The 15,384-nt window shown below is 72.7% G+C and carries 15 protein-coding genes; 13 read left to right on the forward strand and 2 right to left on the reverse strand.

Features of this window, described 5'->3' with window-relative positions:
• The first annotated feature begins 76 nt into the window (after positions 1–76).
• The 6 genes from ACFZA0_RS05880 to ACFZA0_RS05905 all read left to right on the forward strand — a co-directional run bounded on the left by ACFZA0_RS05880 (position 77) and on the right by ACFZA0_RS05905 (position 5,935).
• A complete protein-coding gene (locus ACFZA0_RS05880) occupies positions 77–1,735 on the forward strand; it encodes an ABC transporter substrate-binding protein (protein WP_391011993.1) in 1,659 nt (552 codons plus the stop codon).
• The gene (locus ACFZA0_RS05885; protein ID WP_391011996.1) at positions 1,693–2,682 is read left to right on the forward strand and encodes an ABC transporter permease subunit; all 990 of its coding nucleotides are present in this window, start codon (positions 1,693–1,695) and stop codon (positions 2,680–2,682) included. The genes ACFZA0_RS05880 and ACFZA0_RS05885 overlap by 43 nt, the downstream gene beginning before the upstream one ends.
• Positions 2,679–3,554, forward strand: a complete 876-nt coding sequence (locus ACFZA0_RS05890; RefSeq protein WP_391011999.1) for an ABC transporter permease subunit — start codon at positions 2,679–2,681, stop codon at positions 3,552–3,554. The genes ACFZA0_RS05885 and ACFZA0_RS05890 overlap by 4 nt, the downstream gene beginning before the upstream one ends.
• Complete coding sequence (locus ACFZA0_RS05895) at positions 3,551–4,591, forward strand: oligopeptide/dipeptide ABC transporter ATP-binding protein (RefSeq protein ID WP_391012002.1); 1,041 nt, start codon at positions 3,551–3,553, stop codon at positions 4,589–4,591. The genes ACFZA0_RS05890 and ACFZA0_RS05895 overlap by 4 nt, the downstream gene beginning before the upstream one ends.
• Positions 4,588–5,406 carry an ATP-binding cassette domain-containing protein gene (locus tag ACFZA0_RS05900; protein WP_391012005.1) on the forward strand — a complete coding sequence of 273 codons (819 nt, stop codon included), beginning with the start codon at positions 4,588–4,590 and terminating at the stop codon, positions 5,404–5,406. Before ACFZA0_RS05895 ends, ACFZA0_RS05900 begins: the two co-directional genes overlap by 4 nt.
• A gap of 64 nt (positions 5,407–5,470) precedes the next feature.
• On the forward strand, positions 5,471–5,935 hold the full coding sequence (locus ACFZA0_RS05905; protein WP_391012007.1) for a DUF3237 family protein: 465 nt from the start codon (positions 5,471–5,473) through the stop codon (positions 5,933–5,935).
• Positions 5,936–5,988: 53 nt separating this feature from the next.
• Here ACFZA0_RS05905 and ACFZA0_RS05910 read toward each other — a convergent pair whose 3' ends face one another.
• The gene (locus tag ACFZA0_RS05910; RefSeq protein WP_391012010.1) at positions 5,989–6,444 is read right to left on the reverse strand and encodes a MarR family transcriptional regulator; all 456 of its coding nucleotides are present in this window, start codon (positions 6,442–6,444) and stop codon (positions 5,989–5,991) included.
• 194 nt (positions 6,445–6,638) lie between these two features.
• Here ACFZA0_RS05910 and ACFZA0_RS05915 point away from each other — a divergent pair, with 194 nt between their 5' ends.
• The 7 genes from ACFZA0_RS05915 (at position 6,639) to ACFZA0_RS05945 (ending at position 14,307) form a co-directional block, all read left to right on the forward strand.
• Positions 6,639–7,562, forward strand: coding sequence for an SDR family NAD(P)-dependent oxidoreductase (locus ACFZA0_RS05915; protein WP_391012013.1), 924 nt, complete (start codon positions 6,639–6,641; stop codon positions 7,560–7,562).
• A gap of 1 nt (position 7,563) precedes the next feature.
• Positions 7,564–8,469, forward strand: coding sequence for an amidohydrolase family protein (locus ACFZA0_RS05920; RefSeq protein WP_391012016.1), 906 nt, complete (start codon positions 7,564–7,566; stop codon positions 8,467–8,469).
• A 95-nt stretch (positions 8,470–8,564) separates the two neighbouring features.
• Positions 8,565–10,049 (forward strand): long-chain-fatty-acid--CoA ligase, encoded by a 1,485-nt coding sequence (locus ACFZA0_RS05925; RefSeq protein WP_391012019.1) that lies wholly within the window; start codon positions 8,565–8,567, stop codon positions 10,047–10,049.
• A 12-nt stretch (positions 10,050–10,061) separates the two neighbouring features.
• Complete coding sequence (locus tag ACFZA0_RS05930) at positions 10,062–10,523, forward strand: MaoC/PaaZ C-terminal domain-containing protein (RefSeq protein ID WP_391012021.1); 462 nt, start codon at positions 10,062–10,064, stop codon at positions 10,521–10,523.
• A 102-nt stretch (positions 10,524–10,625) separates the two neighbouring features.
• Positions 10,626–11,195, forward strand: a complete 570-nt coding sequence (locus tag ACFZA0_RS05935) for a 2Fe-2S iron-sulfur cluster-binding protein (RefSeq protein WP_391012024.1) — start codon at positions 10,626–10,628, stop codon at positions 11,193–11,195.
• The gene (locus ACFZA0_RS05940) at positions 11,192–12,196 is read left to right on the forward strand and encodes an FAD binding domain-containing protein (RefSeq protein WP_391012027.1); all 1,005 of its coding nucleotides are present in this window, start codon (positions 11,192–11,194) and stop codon (positions 12,194–12,196) included. The genes ACFZA0_RS05935 and ACFZA0_RS05940 overlap by 4 nt, the downstream gene beginning before the upstream one ends.
• Positions 12,193–14,307, forward strand: coding sequence for a molybdopterin cofactor-binding domain-containing protein (locus ACFZA0_RS05945; protein ID WP_391012030.1), 2,115 nt, complete (start codon positions 12,193–12,195; stop codon positions 14,305–14,307). Before ACFZA0_RS05940 ends, ACFZA0_RS05945 begins: the two co-directional genes overlap by 4 nt.
• Before the next feature lie 224 nt (positions 14,308–14,531).
• Here ACFZA0_RS05945 and ACFZA0_RS05950 read toward each other — a convergent pair whose 3' ends face one another.
• On the reverse strand, positions 14,532–15,281 hold the full coding sequence (locus ACFZA0_RS05950; RefSeq protein ID WP_391012033.1) for a VOC family protein: 750 nt from the start codon (positions 15,279–15,281) through the stop codon (positions 14,532–14,534).
• Positions 15,282–15,384 lie beyond the last annotated feature (103 nt).

Below are 15,384 nucleotides of genomic sequence, written 5' to 3' on the forward strand. Positions count from 1 at the left end.
GACCGGCCCGCGCCCGCACGCGTCGACACCGGCCCAAGGACCTTCTCCGCAGTACTTCATCCCCTGAGGACTCCCCATGCAGGCTCTCAGAACCACCGCGTCCGTCGCCCTCGCCGCGTCCGTCCTGCTGACGGCGACCGGATGTACGTCGGGCTCCTCCGGCACCAGCGACGCGCCGGCCGCCCCGAAACTCACGACCACCACGCCCGCCGCCACGGGCGCCCTCGACAACGTCAACTGGAACCTGCCCATGGGCGAGCCGACGACGCTCGACCCGGCCCGGGTCGGCGACTACTCGCCCAGCACCGTCGAGTCCAACCTCTGCGACCCCCTGCTGCGGCTCAAGGCGGACTACTCCGTCGCCCCGGGCCTGGCCTCCTCCTGGGACCAGCCGGACGCGACCACCCTGGTGCTCAACCTCCGTTCCGGCGTGAAGTTCTGGGACGGCCGCACCATGACCCCGCAGGACGTGGTCGCCAGTCTCCAGCGCCAGCGCGACCCCAGGACCCAGAGCGTCAACATCACCCTCTTCGCGAGCGTCAAGTCGATCGCGGCGACCGGGGCGCACCAGGTGACCGTGCGCTTCACCAAGCCCGACGTGCTGTTCCTCAAGGCCCTCGCCAACGGCTTCGGAGCGGTCGGTGAGGCGTCGTACGTCAAGAAGGCGGGCGCCTCCTACGGCACGGCGAAGGGCGGCCTGATGTGCACGGGCCCCTTCGAACTCGCCTCGTGGAAACCGGGCGAGTCCATCACCGTCCGGCGCAACGACGCCTACTGGGACACCGCCCTGAAGCCGAAGGCCAAGCAGGTGACGTTCAAGTTCGTCACCGACGGCTCCACCCTGGCGGGCGCCCTGCTGTCCGGCCAGATCGACGGCAGCTACGAGATCAGCTCCGCCGCCGCCAAGACCCTGCGCTCCTCCAGCGCCGGCACGGTCTACTACGGGCCGTCCGCCCAGACCAACTACCTCACCGCCACGAGCCCCGACTCGCCACTGGCGGACCCGAAGATCGTGCGGGCGCTCTCCCTCGTCCTGGACCGTGACGCCCTGGTCAAGAACGTCTACGACGGCGCGGCGCAGAAGCTGAAGACGTTCGTCCCGCCGTTCGTATGGCAGAAGGCCGAGGGGTCCTCGGTCTACTCCAAGGGCTACGACGCCCTGCCCGCCGTCCCGGCCGTCGACGTGGACAAGGCCAAGAAGCTGCTCGGACAGGCCACTTCGAAGAAGCGCACCCTCTCCGTGGCCATCCCCGCGGGCGACCAGCAGTCCCTTCAGACCCTCACCTTCCTCCAGGCCGGCGCCAAGAAGATCGGCCTGAAGGTCGTCATCAAGCAGCTCCAGCCGACCCAGATGTCCGGCCTCTTCTACGACGCGTCCCTGCGCAAGGGCCTGGACGCCACCATGGTCATGGGTTACGTCGAGATCCCCGAGGCGCTCTCCTACGCGCAGTTGCTGACCGCGTCCGACTCGCTGTTCAACTGGACGAAGTACCACAACGACAAGGTCACCGCCCTGCTCGGCGAGGCCCAGAGCACCCTGGACGCCACGAAGCGGGCCGACCTGTTCACGCGGGCGCAGGCGCTGTACACCAAGGACCTCCCCCTGGTGCCGATCGCCTCCCCGTACGAGCGGATGTTCCTCAACAAGCGGATCAGCGGCGCCCCCGCGTCCTTCGCCTACATCAACATGCCGTGGGCGGCCTACCTCGGCGCCACCGGCGGGGCGACCTCGTGATCGCCCGCTTCGTCGCCCGCCGCGCCGCGACGCTGGTGGTGACCCTCCTCGTCGCCAGCGTCGTCATCTACGGCGCCCTGTTCCTCTCGCCCGGCGACCCCGCGACCCTGCTGGTCGGCGGCGGCAAACCGCCAAGTGCCAAGCTGCTGGCCGACATCCACCGCCAGTACCACCTGGACGACCCGTTCCTGCAGAGCTACTGGCGCTGGCTCACCGGCATGCTGCACGGCGACGCCGGGCAGTCGCTCAGCTACAAGGACTCCGTCGCCCACCTGCTGGCGGCCCGCGCCGGGAACACCCTGTTCCTCATCGCCTACGCCGCCGTCCTGATCGTCGTCCCGGGCGTGGTCCTGGGCACCGTCGCCGGGCTGCGCGGCGGCTGGGCGGAGACCGCCGTCACCGCCGTGTCCACCACCCTCATGGCGGTCCCCACGTTCGTCATGTCGGTGCTGCTGATCTGGTTCCTGGCGGTGCGTCTGCCCTGGTTCCCTGCCTACGGCGCCGGCACCGGATTCGCCGACCGCCTCGAACACCTCACCCTGCCCGCACTCGCGCTCGCCGCGTCCTGGCTCGCCTACGTCGCCCAGGTGACGCGGGCGGCGGTCCGTACCGAACGGGGCTCCGAGCACGTGCAGACGGCCCGCAGCAGGGGCGTCGGGGAGCGCTTCGTCATCCGCAAGCACATCCTGCGCAACGCCTCCGGGCCCATCACCTCCGTCTCGGGCGTCGCGGTCGCGGGCCTCATCGCGAGCTGCTCGATCGTGGAGCAGGCGTTCGGGGTCAACGGCGTCGGCGCGCTGCTGATCCAGAGCGCCGCCAAGCAGGACCTGGCCGTGGTCCAGGCGCTGGCGCTGCTGACCGTGGTCGCCTTCACCGTGATCAACACCGCGGTGGACCTGGCCACCGCCGCGCTGGACCACCGCGTCCCGCTGGGAGGAACCACGTGAGCACCTACCAAGTCGCCGCCCTGGCGGGCGGACGCCTGCGGCTCGGCCGCGTCGCGCGCCTCGCGCGCGGCCGGGGCGTGCTGATCGCCGCCGGCGCGGTCGTCGCCCTGGTGGTCGCCGCCGCCGTCCTCGCCCCGCTGCTCGCGCCCTACGACCCCGGTGCCGTCGATTCGCTGGCGGTCTCCCGACCCGGCTCGGCGGCGCACTGGCTCGGCACCGACGACACCGGCCGCGACATCCTGTCCCGGCTGCTGTACGGGGCCCGGCCCAGCCTGCTGGCGCCCGCCCTCATCACCGTGATCGCCGGGACCGCGGGCACCGCGCTCGCGGTGAGCGCGGCCTGGCTCGGCGGCTGGTACGACCGCGTCGTCTCCGGCGCGCTCGACGTCGTCTTCGGTTTCCCCGGGCTCGTCCTCGCGGTGGTCGGCGCGGCCGTCTTCGGCGCCGGACTCGACATCGCGGTCGCCACCCTGTCCATCGCCTACCTGCCCTACATCGCCCGCGTCGTGCGCGGCGCGGCCCTGCGCGAACGCTCCCTGCCGTACGTCTCGGCGCTGGGCATGCTCGGCATGTCCGGGCGGCGGATCTGCCTGCGCCACCTGGTGCCGAACCTGCTGCCGCTGGTCCTCGTCCAGGCGACCACCTCCTTCGGCTACACGATGCTCGACGTGGCCGCCTTCTCGTTCATCGGGCTCGGCACCCAGCCGCCCACCGCCGAGTGGGGCCTGATGGTGGCCAACGGCTCCCCGGGCATCCTCGCCGGGCGGCCCGAACAGGCCCTCTTCGCGGGCCTGGTGATCGTCGTCTTCGTGGTCGCCTGCAACCTGCTCGGCGGCGAGCTGTCCCGTCGGCTGCGGGGGGAGGACCGATGAACGCCGAGTCGCCCGCCGCTCCCCTGCTGGAGTTCGACGCCCTGCGCATCACGCTGCCCGCCGCGGGCGGGCACCGTACCGTCGTCCACCGCGTGGACCTGACCGTCCCGGCCGGCGGGGCGGTGGGTCTGGTGGGCGAGTCCGGCTCCGGCAAGTCGCTCACCGCCCGGTCGGTGCTGCGGCTGCTGCCGGACGGCGCCCGGGTCGGCGGCGAGGTCCGCTTCGACGGGGCCGACGTCACCGCCATGGCCCCTGCGGCACTGCGCGCGCTGCGCACGCACGGGGCGGCCATGGTCTTCCAGGACCCGCGCGCCCACATCAACCCCCTGCGCACCGTGGGGGACTTCCTCACCGAAGGACTCGTCACCACCCGCGGGACGTCACGCGGGGAGGCCGCCGCCAGGGCGACCGCCCTGCTGCGCGAGGTCGGCATCGCGGACGCGTCACGACGGCTGCGGCAGCGCCCGTCGGAACTCTCCGGCGGCCTGCTGCAACGGGTGATGATCGCGGCGGCGCTGCTGGGAGAACCCCGGCTGCTGCTCGCCGACGAGCCCACCACCGCCCTCGACGTGACCACGCAGGCCGAGGTCATGGCCATCGTCGAGGAGGCCCGCGCACGACGCGGCCTGGCGATGCTGTTCATCACCCACGACCTGGCCCTGGCCTCGGCGGTCTGCGACCGCATCGCGGTCATGTACGCGGGCTCGACGGTCGAGGAACTGCCCGCCGCCCGGCTGCACGACGACGCCCGGCACCCCTACACGCGGGCCCTGCTGGCCTCCCGGCCGGACCCGGGCGCCGCGGCCCAACGGCTGCGGGCCATCGCCGGCAGGCCGCTGTCGGCGTTCGAGGCCGGCCCCGGCTGTGCCTTCGCACCCCGGTGCGCGGCCGTCCGGGACCGCTGTCTGACCGAACGCCCGGAGCTGTCACCGGCGGGCGACGGCCTCGCCGCCTGCCACTACCCGTACCTGCCCCCGGACCCCGTCCCCCGCCCGGGGGCGGCGCTCGGCGAACCGCACCGACAGGAGTGCTCATGACCTCCGAGAGCACCGCGCCGCCCGTCCTGGAGGCGGTCGGGCTGCGGAAGACGTTCGGCGACTTCGTCGCGGTGGACGACGTCAACCTCTCCCTGGCGCCCGGCGGTTCACTCGCCGTGGTCGGCGAGTCCGGCTCGGGCAAGACCACCACCGCGCTCATGCTGGCCGGTCTGGAACGGCCCACGGGCGGCACGGTCCGGCGCGGCGGACTGGAGGCGGGACGGCGCCGGCCCCGCGCCGCCGAGCGCGCCCGCACGGCACGGGACGTGCAGATGGTCTTCCAGGACCCGTACGCCTCGCTCGACCGGCGGCAGCGGGTCGGGGACTGCCTCGGCGAGGTCGTGTCGCTCCACACCGGTCTGCGGGGCGAGGCCCTCGGCGCGCGGGTGGCCGAACTGCTCGACCAGGTCGGGCTCGACACCCGGCAGGCCCGGTCCCTGCCGCGCGCCCTGTCCGGAGGACAGCGCCAACGCGTCGCCATCGCACGCGCGTTGGCGGTGAGACCGCGCGTCCTGGTCCTCGACGAGGCGGTGGCCGCGCTCGACGTCTCCGTGCAGGCGCAGATCGTCACCCTTTTGCGGGACATCCGTGAACAGAGCGGTGTGGCCTACCTGTTCATCACGCACGACCTCGGCATCGTGCGGCACGTGTGCGACGACATCGTGGTCATGCACCGCGGCAGGATCGTCGAACGCGGCTCCACCGGCGCCGTTCTCGACAGCCCGCAGGACCCCTACACGCGCACGCTGCTGGACTCCGTGCCCCGGCGCGGCTGGAAGCCCCGCCGCCGCACGGCCGACACCGACGCGGCGTGAGTCGTCCCCTCCCACCTTCCCAACAACCGCCCCCGGGGCGGCACTCGCGAACGGAGTCATCCCCATGTCCACGTCCGGCACACCCGGCCTCACCTTCGCCTTCGAGATCCGGGCGCAGGTGGGCGAGACCCTGCACATCGGCCACGGCGACGGCGAGGTCACCGAGTTCACGCCCATCACCGGCGGCACCGTGGACGGGCCCCGGCTGCGCGGCACGGTCCTGGCGGGCGGCGGCGACTGGAGCAGCACCCGCGGGGAGGTGTGCGAACTCGACGCGCGCTATCTGATCCGGGCCGAGGACGGCGCGGTCGTCGACATCGCGAACCGCGGTTTCTACCGGCCCGCCCCCGACAGCCCCGATCAGTTCGACGGCGGCCTCCAGACCGCCCACGCCGGCCACTACTACCGGACCTCCCCCGTCTTCCGCACCGACGCCCCCGCCCACCGCTGGCTCGCCGGAACGGTCTTCGTGGGGCTCGCGCGACCCGAGGACGACGTCGTGGTCATCCGGATGTACTCGGTCGACTGACCCGGCGGACGGGGCCGGAGCCGGCCTGCCGCGTCACCCAACGCCGATGCAATTCAGTTGAGTTGGCGCCAGGCGCTGTCCAGGGCGGCGCGCAGCTGGTCGACCTCGGGCGCGCTCAGGCCGCCGGTCATGCGGCGTTCCAACTCGCGGACGGGGCGGCGGTAGTCGTCCAGCAGCCGGTGCCCCAACTCGGTCAGGGCGATGAGGAGCTCGCGCCGGTTGACGGGGTTGGGGCTGCGGACGACATGGCCGCGCGCCTCAAGGGTGCGGACCATGTCGGCCATGGACTGGGCGGTGACGAAGGAGTCCCGGGCCAACTGGGCGGCGGTGAGGCCGTCGTGGCGCTCCAGCACCGTCAGCGCCGTGTACTGGAGGGCGGTGACCCCGGCCGGCTTGAGCACCTCGTCGAGCCGCGCCCGGACGGCCTGCTCCGTGCGCTTGACCAGGTAGAGCAGCGAGGGCGCCGCCTCGGCGTCCCGGCCGGCCCGCTGTGCGGCGGCTTCCGTCACGACATCTCCTCACTCGCCGTCCCGGCCGGCCCACCGGTGCGGCCGTCCGGCCGCCCGCCTGCCGCCGGAACGCTTCCGGTGCGGGCAACCCTAGGCCATTGACAGGTTTCCTGTTGGACACAACACTGCTCCTCCATAGACAGGATTCCTGTCAATGGGCTCAACTCCCCGATGCGGCAAGGAACCAAGGAAAGGTGGAACTCGTGGACCTGACAGGAAAGGTGGCCGTCGTCACCGGCAGCGGACGCGGTCTGGGACTCGCCTACGCCCGCGCGCTCGCCGCGGCCGGAGCGTCCGTCGTGGTCAACGACGTGGATCCGGCGGCGGTGGAGGCCGCGGTCGCGAGCGTCGAGTCCGCCGGCGGCAAGGCGTGCGGAGTGACCGCCGCGGTGGGCACCACCGCGGCCGCCGAGGAACTGGTCTCGGCGGCCGTGGAACACTTCGGGCGCCTCGACGTCCTGGTGACCAACGCCGGAATCCTGCGGGACAGGGTGCTGTGGAAGATGACCGACGACGACTTCGACGACGTCGTCCGCGTCCATCTGCGCGGCACGTTCACCTGCGCCCGCGCCGCGGCCGTCCGGATGCGCGAGCAGGACGAGGGCGGACGGATCGTCCTGATCGGCTCCCCGGCCGGGCAGCGCGGGAACTTCGGGCAGACCAACTACGCGGCCGCCAAGGCCGGCATCGCGGCCATGGCCCGCACCTGGGCGATGGAACTGGCCCGTGCCCGGATCACCGTGAACGCCGTCGTCCCGGTGGCCGCCACCGAGATGACCAGAACCGTCCCGGCGTTCGCCCCCGCGATCGAGGAGGCCGAACGCACCGGCCTGCCGCTGCCGGAGTGGATGCGCAAGGACGAGGGGCTCGGCAGCGTCGACGACGTCACCGGCCTGATCACCTTCCTCGCCTCGGACGCCTCCGCCGATGTCACCGGCCAGGCGATCGGCGTCGGCGGGGACCGCCTCGCGCTCTGGACGCACCCCCGGGAGAAGACGACCGACTTCCGCGACGGCGGGTGGAGCGCCGACGAGATCGCCGCCGCCTGGCACGGCGGTGTCGGCGCCGAGCCCGAGACCTTCGGCATCCCGGCGCCCCGTCCGCCGGCGGGAGCCTGACATGACCGCCTCCCCGCCCGTCACGGCCCCCCGCATCGACCCGGCCCGGCTGACCGCGATCGACGTCCACACCCACGCCGAGGTGTCCCGTACCGGACACCCCTCGCTGGGGCCCGAGTTGATGGCCGCCTCCGAGAAGTACTTCGCCGCGCACGGACACCGGCAGCCCACCATCGCGGAGACAGCCGACCACTACCGGCAGCGGAACATGGCCGCCGTCGTCTTCACCGTCGACGCCGAACACGCCCTGGGCCACCCGCCCATCCCGAACGAGGAGGTGGCCGAGGACTGCGCGGCCCACGCGGACGTCCTCATCCCCTTCGCCTCCCTCGACCCCTGGCGAGGACGCGCGGCGGTACGCGAGGCGCGCAGGCTGGTGGAGGAGTACGGCGTGCGCGGCTTCAAGTTCCACCCCAGTCTCCAGGGCTTCTCCCCGGACGACCGCATGGCCTACCCCCTCTACGAGGTCATCGAGGAGCTCGGCGTCCCCGCCCTCTTCCACACCGGCCAGACCGGCATCGGCGCGGGCGTGCCCGGCGGCGGGGGCATCCGTCTGAAGTACTCCAACCCCCTGCTCGTGGACGACGTCGCCGTGGACTTCCCCCACCTGCCGATCATCCTCGCCCACCCGTCCTTCCCCTGGCAGGACGAGGCGCTGGCGGTGGCCACCCACAAGCCGAACGTCCACATCGACCTGTCCGGCTGGTCCCCGAAGTACTTCCCGCCGCAGCTCGTCCGGTACGCGAACACGCTGCTCAAGGACAAGGTGCTCTTCGGCTCCGACTACCCGGTCATCACCCCCGACCGGTGGCTCGCCGACTTCGCGAAGCTGGACATCAGACCCGAGGTCCGTCCCCGCATCCTCAAGGACAACGCGGCGCGCCTGCTCGGCCTCACCGCGGACTGACCGGCTCCGCCCCCACGCTCCTCCCGCCCGCACGACGAGCCCGGCCGGCGCCGCCCGGACGGCCCGGCCGACCGATCAGAAAGGCAGGGCCCCGCATGCGCAACCACGGCATCGGATCCTGGACCGCGCGCCGCGCCCGCACCTCGCCCCACCGCAGCGCCCTCGTCCACGGGCAGACGCGGGTCACCTACGCCCAGCTGCACGACCGCTCGACCCGCCTGGCCCACCACCTGCGCCGTCTCGGCGTGCGGCCCGGAGACCGGGTCGCCTTCCTCGGCCCCAACCACCCCGCCTTCCTGGAGACGCTGTTCGCGGCCGGCCAGCTCGGAGCCGTCTTCGTCCCCCTCAACACCCGCCTCGCCGAGCCCGAACTGCGGCACTGCCTCACGGACTCGGGGGCCGGCGTCCTCGTGCACACCCCGGCCTTCGAGGAGTTCGCCCTCGCGTGCGGCACACCGCGTCGCGTCTCCGTGGACGCCGCCCTGGAGCAGGACCTCGCGGCCTGCTCACCGGTTCCGCTCGACATACGTGTGACCCACGCCGACACCGCGGCCATCATGTACACCTCCGGCACGACCGGACGCGCCAAGGGCGCCGTGCTCACCCACGGCAACCTCGTCTGGAACAGCGTCAACACCCTGGTGGACGGGGAGTTCGCCGCCGGCGACGTGACCCTGCTGTCGGCCCCGCTGTTCCACACCGCGGCGCTGAACATGACCTGCCTGCCCACCGTCCTCAAGGGCGGCACCCTCGTCCTGGAGGAGTCCTTCTCCCCCGCCCGCACCCTCGACCTGGTCCAACACCTCGGTGTCACCGTCATGTTCGGCGTGCCGGCCATGTTCCGGCAGATCGCCGCGGACCCCGGGTTCGACGCGGCGGACCTGTCGTCGCTGCGGATGCTGCTGTGCGGCGGCGCTCCCGTGCCCGCCGCGCTGATCCGGACGTTCCAGCGGCGCGGGGCGGCCTTCATCCAGGGGTACGGCATGACCGAGGCGTCCCCCGGTGTGTGCCTCCTCGACGCGGAGCACGCCCTCGACAAGGCCGGGAGCGCCGGGCTCCCGCACTTCTTCAGCGACGTGCGCATCGTCGACCCGGCCGGCGAGGACGCACCGCGCGGCGAGCTGCTGGTGGAGGGGCCGAACGTCATGAGCGGCTACTGGAACCTGCCCGCCGAGACGGCCGAGGCCGTACGGGACGGCTGGTTCCGTTCCGGGGACATCGCGGTCGCCGACGAGGACGGTTACGTGACGATCGTCGACCGGGCCAAGGACATGATCATCTCCGGTGGGGAGAACGTGTACCCGGCCGAGGTCGAGAAGATCCTCCACGAGCACCCCGCCGTCCTGGACTGCGCCGTGATCGGGGTACCGGACGAGAAGTGGGGCGAAGTGGCCCGCGCCGTCGTCGTGCTCGCGCCGGGAGCCGGGGCGAGTCCCGAGGAGATCCTCGCCTCCCTCGACGGACGCCTGGCCCGCTACAAGATCCCCAAGTCGCTCGTCGTCACCGACGAACTGCCCCGCAGCGGCACCGGAAAGCTGCTCAAGCCCCGCATCCGCCGGACGTTCGGCACCACTTCCTGAAGGAGTCCCGCCATGACCGCATCCCGCACCGCCACCGGCCTCGACGAGATCACGGCACTCGCCGGCACCGACCTCGGCCGCACCGACTGGCTGGAGATCACCCAGGATCGGGTCGACACCTTCGCCGAGGCGACGGGCGACCACCAGTGGATCCACACCGACCCCGAGCGCGCCGCCACCGGCCCCTTCGGCGGCACGATCGCCCACGGCTACCTCACCCTCTCCCTGATCATCCCCCTCTTCAACCAGTTGCTCGCCGTGGAGGGCATCTCCATGAGCGTCAACTACGGCCTGGACAAGGTGCGTTTCCCGCATCCCGTGAAGGTCGGCGCCAGGATCAGGCTGCACGGCACGGTGGACTCCGTCGAGGACGTCCGGGGCGGCGTCGAGATGCGGCTCGCCTTCACCGTGGAGATCGAGGACTCCGACAAGCCGGCCTGCGCGGCGCGGGCCATCTACCGTCACTACGCCTGACGCCGGTGACGCGGCCGTTCGGCCTTCCCGTACTGCCGCCACCCGCGTGAGTCCGCCGCGCGCACCGTGTGAGCCGGGAGGGCCGCGTGGAACCTTCCTGGAATGGATGCAGAGATCACCGTGAACGTCGACGGAAGACCCCGTCGGCTGACCGTCGACACGCGCACGACGCTGCTCGACGCCCTGCGCGAGCGGCTGGGGGTGACAAGCGCCAAGAAGGGCTGCGACCACGGACAGTGCGGGGCGTGCACGGTCCTGTCCGGCGGCCGGCGCGTGCTGAGCTGCCTCGTCCTCGCGGTCACCCAGGACGGCGCCCGCGTCGTCACCGCCGAGGGGCTCGCCGCGGAGGCTCCCGCCGCCGACGCCTCGTCCGCCGACGGTCTGCACCCCGTCCAGCGCGCCTTCGTCGACTGCGACGCCTTCCAGTGCGGCTACTGCACACCGGGGCAGGTCGTCTCCGCCGTCGGCATGCTGGACGAATACGCGCGGGGCTGGCCCAGCGCCGTCACCGGCGACGCCGGGCCGCCCCGCCTGGACCACGCCGAGGTGGCCGAACGGATGAGCGGCAACCTGTGCCGCTGCGGGGCCTACGCCAACATCGTGCCCGCGATCCAGCAGGCGGCGGCGGTCTCCCCGGCCGGGCGGCCCGACAGTGCGGAGGTCGCGGGATGAAGCCGTTCACCTACCGGAGCCCCGCCGACGCGGCCGACGCGGTGCGCACCGTCGCGGGCGACCCCGCCGCGGTGTTCCTCGGCGGCGGTACGAACCTGGTCGACCATCTCAAGCTCGGTGTCGCCCGGCCGGACCTGGTCGTCGACGTCTCGCGCCTGCTGCCCGCGGGCATCGAGGAACTCGACGGCGGCACCCTCCGGATCGGCGCGGGCATCAGCAACAGCGAGCTCGCCGCGGACCCCCGGGTGCGCGAGCAATTCCCCGTCCTCTCCCAGGCGTTGCTGTCCGGCGCGTCGGGCCAGCTCCGCAACATGGCCACGGCGGGCGGCAATCCCCTGCAACGGACCCGCTGCGTCTACTTCCACGACGTCACGACACCGTGCAACAAGCGGGAGCCGAACTCGGGTTGCTCGGCCGTCGGGGGCTGGACCCGCAACCACGCCGTCCTCGGGGCCTCGGAGCACTGCATCGCGGTCCACCCCTCCGACATGGCCGTCGCGATGGCGGCGCTCGACGCCCGGGTACTGGTCCTCGGGCCGGACGGTGAACGCACCGTCCCCTTCACCGACCTGCACCGGCTGCCGGGCGACGCCCCGGAGCGGGACACGGTCCTGCGACACGGCGAGCTGATCACCGCGTTCGACCTGCCGGCCCTGGACATCGCCCGCCGGTCGGCCTACCGGAAGGTGCGCGACCGCGCCTCGTACGCGTTCGCCCTGGTCAGCGTGGCCGCGGCGGTGCAGGTCGAGGACGGGGCGATCGTCGACGCGCGCATCGCGTTCGGCGGCGTGGCACACGTGCCGTGGCGCGCGTACCGGGCCGAGGAGGCACTGCGCGGCGCCCCGGCCTCGGACACCAGCTACCGCGCCGCGGCGGACGCCGAACTCGCGGACGCCCGGCCGGCCGAGGGGCTGGACGGCGGCAACGCGTTCAAGGTCCCCCTGCTGCGCGGCACCCTCACCGCGACCCTGCGCGACCTGGCCCGAGAGGACGCCCGATGACCTTCCTGAGCGAGCCGAACGCCATCGGCAGCGACCTGCCCCGACGGGACGGAGCCGCCAAGGTCCTGGGCACCGCGACGTTCGCCGCCGAGGCTCCGTACGAGAACCCCGCCTACGCGCATCCCGTCCAGGCGACGATCGCCCGGGGCCGCGTCACGGAGGTGGACACCACCGCCGCCGAGGCCCTGGACGGCGTCCTCGCGGTGCTCACACCCGCCGGCGCCGAACGCCTCGCCTCCGTCGAGGACAGGGAACTGGCGGCACTGCAGAACGACGAGGTGGCCTTCCGGGGGCAGGTCGTCGCGGCGGTCGTCGCCGAGACCTCCGAGGTCGCGCGGCACGCCGCCGGCCTCGTCCGGGTGACCTACGCGGCGGCGGCACACGATGCCGAACTCCGCGCCGACCGGGACGACTTGTACGCCCCCGAGCAGGTGAACCCCAGCTTTGCCACGGACACCGCCGAAGGCGACGTCGAGGCCGCACTGGCAACCGCCGACGTGACCGTGGAGCAGACCTACACCACCGCGACGAACCACAACAATCCGATGGAACCGCACGCCACGACAGCCCTGTGGGACCCAACCGACGGCGGCTCGCTCACCCTGTGGGACTCCACCCAGGGCGTCCACCCGACACGTTCCGTGCTGGCCTCCCTGTTCGGCCTCGACGAGGAACGGGTCCGGGTCGTCTGCCCGTACGTCGGCGGGGGGTTCGGGTCGAAGGGAGAGCCGCACGTCAACGTGGTGCTCGCGACGCTCGCCGCGCGGGCGGTCCCCGGCCGGCCCGTTCGACTCGCCCTGACGCGTCGTCAGATGTTCACGCTGGTCGGCTACCGCACCCCGACGATCCAGCGGTGCAGACTCGGGGCGGACAGCACCGGCACGCTCACCGCCCTCTCCGTCGAGGTCGTCGAACAGACCTCGCGCATCAAGGAGTTCGCGGAGCAGACGGGCGTACCCGCGCGGATGATGTACGCCACCCCGAACCGGCGCACCACGCACCGGCTCGCCGCTCTCGACGTCCCCGTGCCGTCCTGGATGCGCGCCCCGGGCGAGTGCCCCGGCATGTTCGGCCCCGAGGTGGCCATGGACGAACTGGCCGAACTGCTGGGCATGGACCCGGTCGAGCTACGCATCCGCAACGAACCCGCGGTCGACCCGGACACGGGCAAGCCGTTCTCCAGCCGGAACCTCGTCGGCTGTCTGCGGGAGGGCGCGGAGCGGTTCGGCTGGTCGCGGCGCGATCCGCGGCCCGGCACACGCCGCGAGGGCGACTGGCTGGTCGGTACGGGCGTCGCGGCCTCCACCTATCCGGTGAACCGGATGCCGAAGTCGACGGCGACGATCCGGCGGGAACGGGACCGCTACGTCGCCGAGATCGGCGCGGCCGACCTCGGCACGGGCACGTGGACCACTCTGGCCCAGATCGCCGCGGACGCCCTCGGGGTGCCGGTCTCCGGTGTGGAGGTGCGCATCGGCGACACCGACTACCCGACGGCGTCGGTGGCGGGCGGTTCGTCGGGCATGACGACGTGGGGCTCGGCCGTGGTCGAGGCGGCACGGGCGCTGCGTGACGCGTACGGGACCGAACCGCCGGACGGGGCCGAGGCGTCCGGCTCGGTGGGGCAGGCCGACGACCGTTTCGCGATGCACGCCTTCGGCGCGCAGTTCGCCGAGGCACGCGTCCACGCCGACACGGGCGAGGTGCGCGTGTCCCGCCTGCTCGGTGTGTTCGCGGCGGGCCGGATCATCAACCCGCGCACGGCCCGGTCGCAGTTCATCGGCGGAATGACGATGGGGCTCTCGATGGCCCTGCACGAGAGCAGCGTCCTGGATCCCCGCACGGGCCATGTGGTCAACCACGACTTCGCCGGCTACCACATCGCGGCCAACGCGGACGTGCACGAGATCGAGGCGTACTGGCTGCCCGAGCACGACCCGCACGTCAACGCCATGGGGTCGAAGGGCATCGGGGAGATCGGCATCGTGGGCACGGCCGCCGCGGTCTCGAACGCCGTCCGGCACGCCTGCGGTGTCCGGGTGCGGGACCTGCCGATCACCTTGGACAAGGTGATCGGCGGGCTGGAGGACCGCCCCTCGACCGGACGTTGACCCTCGGGGACGCCTCGGGGACGCCGCGCCGTCGGAGGACGGCGCGGCACCGCCGCTCCCCGCGGATGCACACCTTCACGCGTCCACGGCGGCGGACTCCCTTGCACGCAGCACGAGTTGCCGCCGCCGGGGCGCACGTCGGGGTCGCCCCCGCGCCGCGCGCCGCCCCGACCGGACCGACCGTACGGCCCGAAGAGGCGACGCCCCGGGGCGAGGACCGGCCGTCAGGACGCGGGCGCCCCCAGGACACAGAACTCGTGTCCGTCGGGGTCCACCAGACACGTCCACGAAACGTCGCCCTGGCCCAGATCCAGACCGACGGCGCCGAGGGCCCGCAGTCGGGCCACCTCGGTCTCCGTGTCGTCGCCGGGGTACGGCAGCAGGTCGAGGTGAACACGGTCCGGCACGGTCTTCCCCCCGGGCACGCGGAGGAACTCCAGGTACGGTCCGACGCCCTCGGCCGACCTCAACGACGCGTGGTCGTCGGCCACTTCGAGCACCTTCCAGTCCACGGCCGCGCCCCAGAAACGAGCCATCGCCCGTGGGTCCTCACAGTCCACCACCACGGCCGCGACCGGCCCGGTGTCCCGGTAGTGGTCACGGGGCTCCAGCACGCAGAACTCGTTTCCCTCGACGTCCGCGAGGACGGTCCACGGTACGTCGGCCTGGCCGATGTCCACCGGCACGGCGCCGAGTTCACGCAGCCGTGACACCAACTCCGCCTGGTGTGCAGCGGATTGGGAAGCGAGGTCGAGGTGGACACGGTTCTTCGTAGGGGGCTTCGGCTCCGGAACGGCGACGACGTCGATGCACAGTGCCGTGGGGTCGGGCCAGACGAACCCGCCGAGGGGTTCGACGTTGGTGACGCCGGGCGCCTCGTGGGAGACACCCCAGCCGAGGGCCGCCGCCCAGAATCTGCCCAACGCGTCGTCGTCGAGGGCCTTGAAGTTCGCCTGAACAGGTCGCAGTGCCATGGCGCCGATCCTAGGCGCACGCGCGGGCGGCGATCCGGCGGGCGGACCTCGCGGAGGCCGGGGCGCGGGCATCGTCACGCGGCAGTCTCCGGCGCTGACCGGT

Source organism: Streptomyces sp. NPDC008150 (assembly GCF_042956945.1).
Taxonomy (GTDB): domain Bacteria; phylum Actinomycetota; class Actinomycetes; order Streptomycetales; family Streptomycetaceae; genus Streptomyces.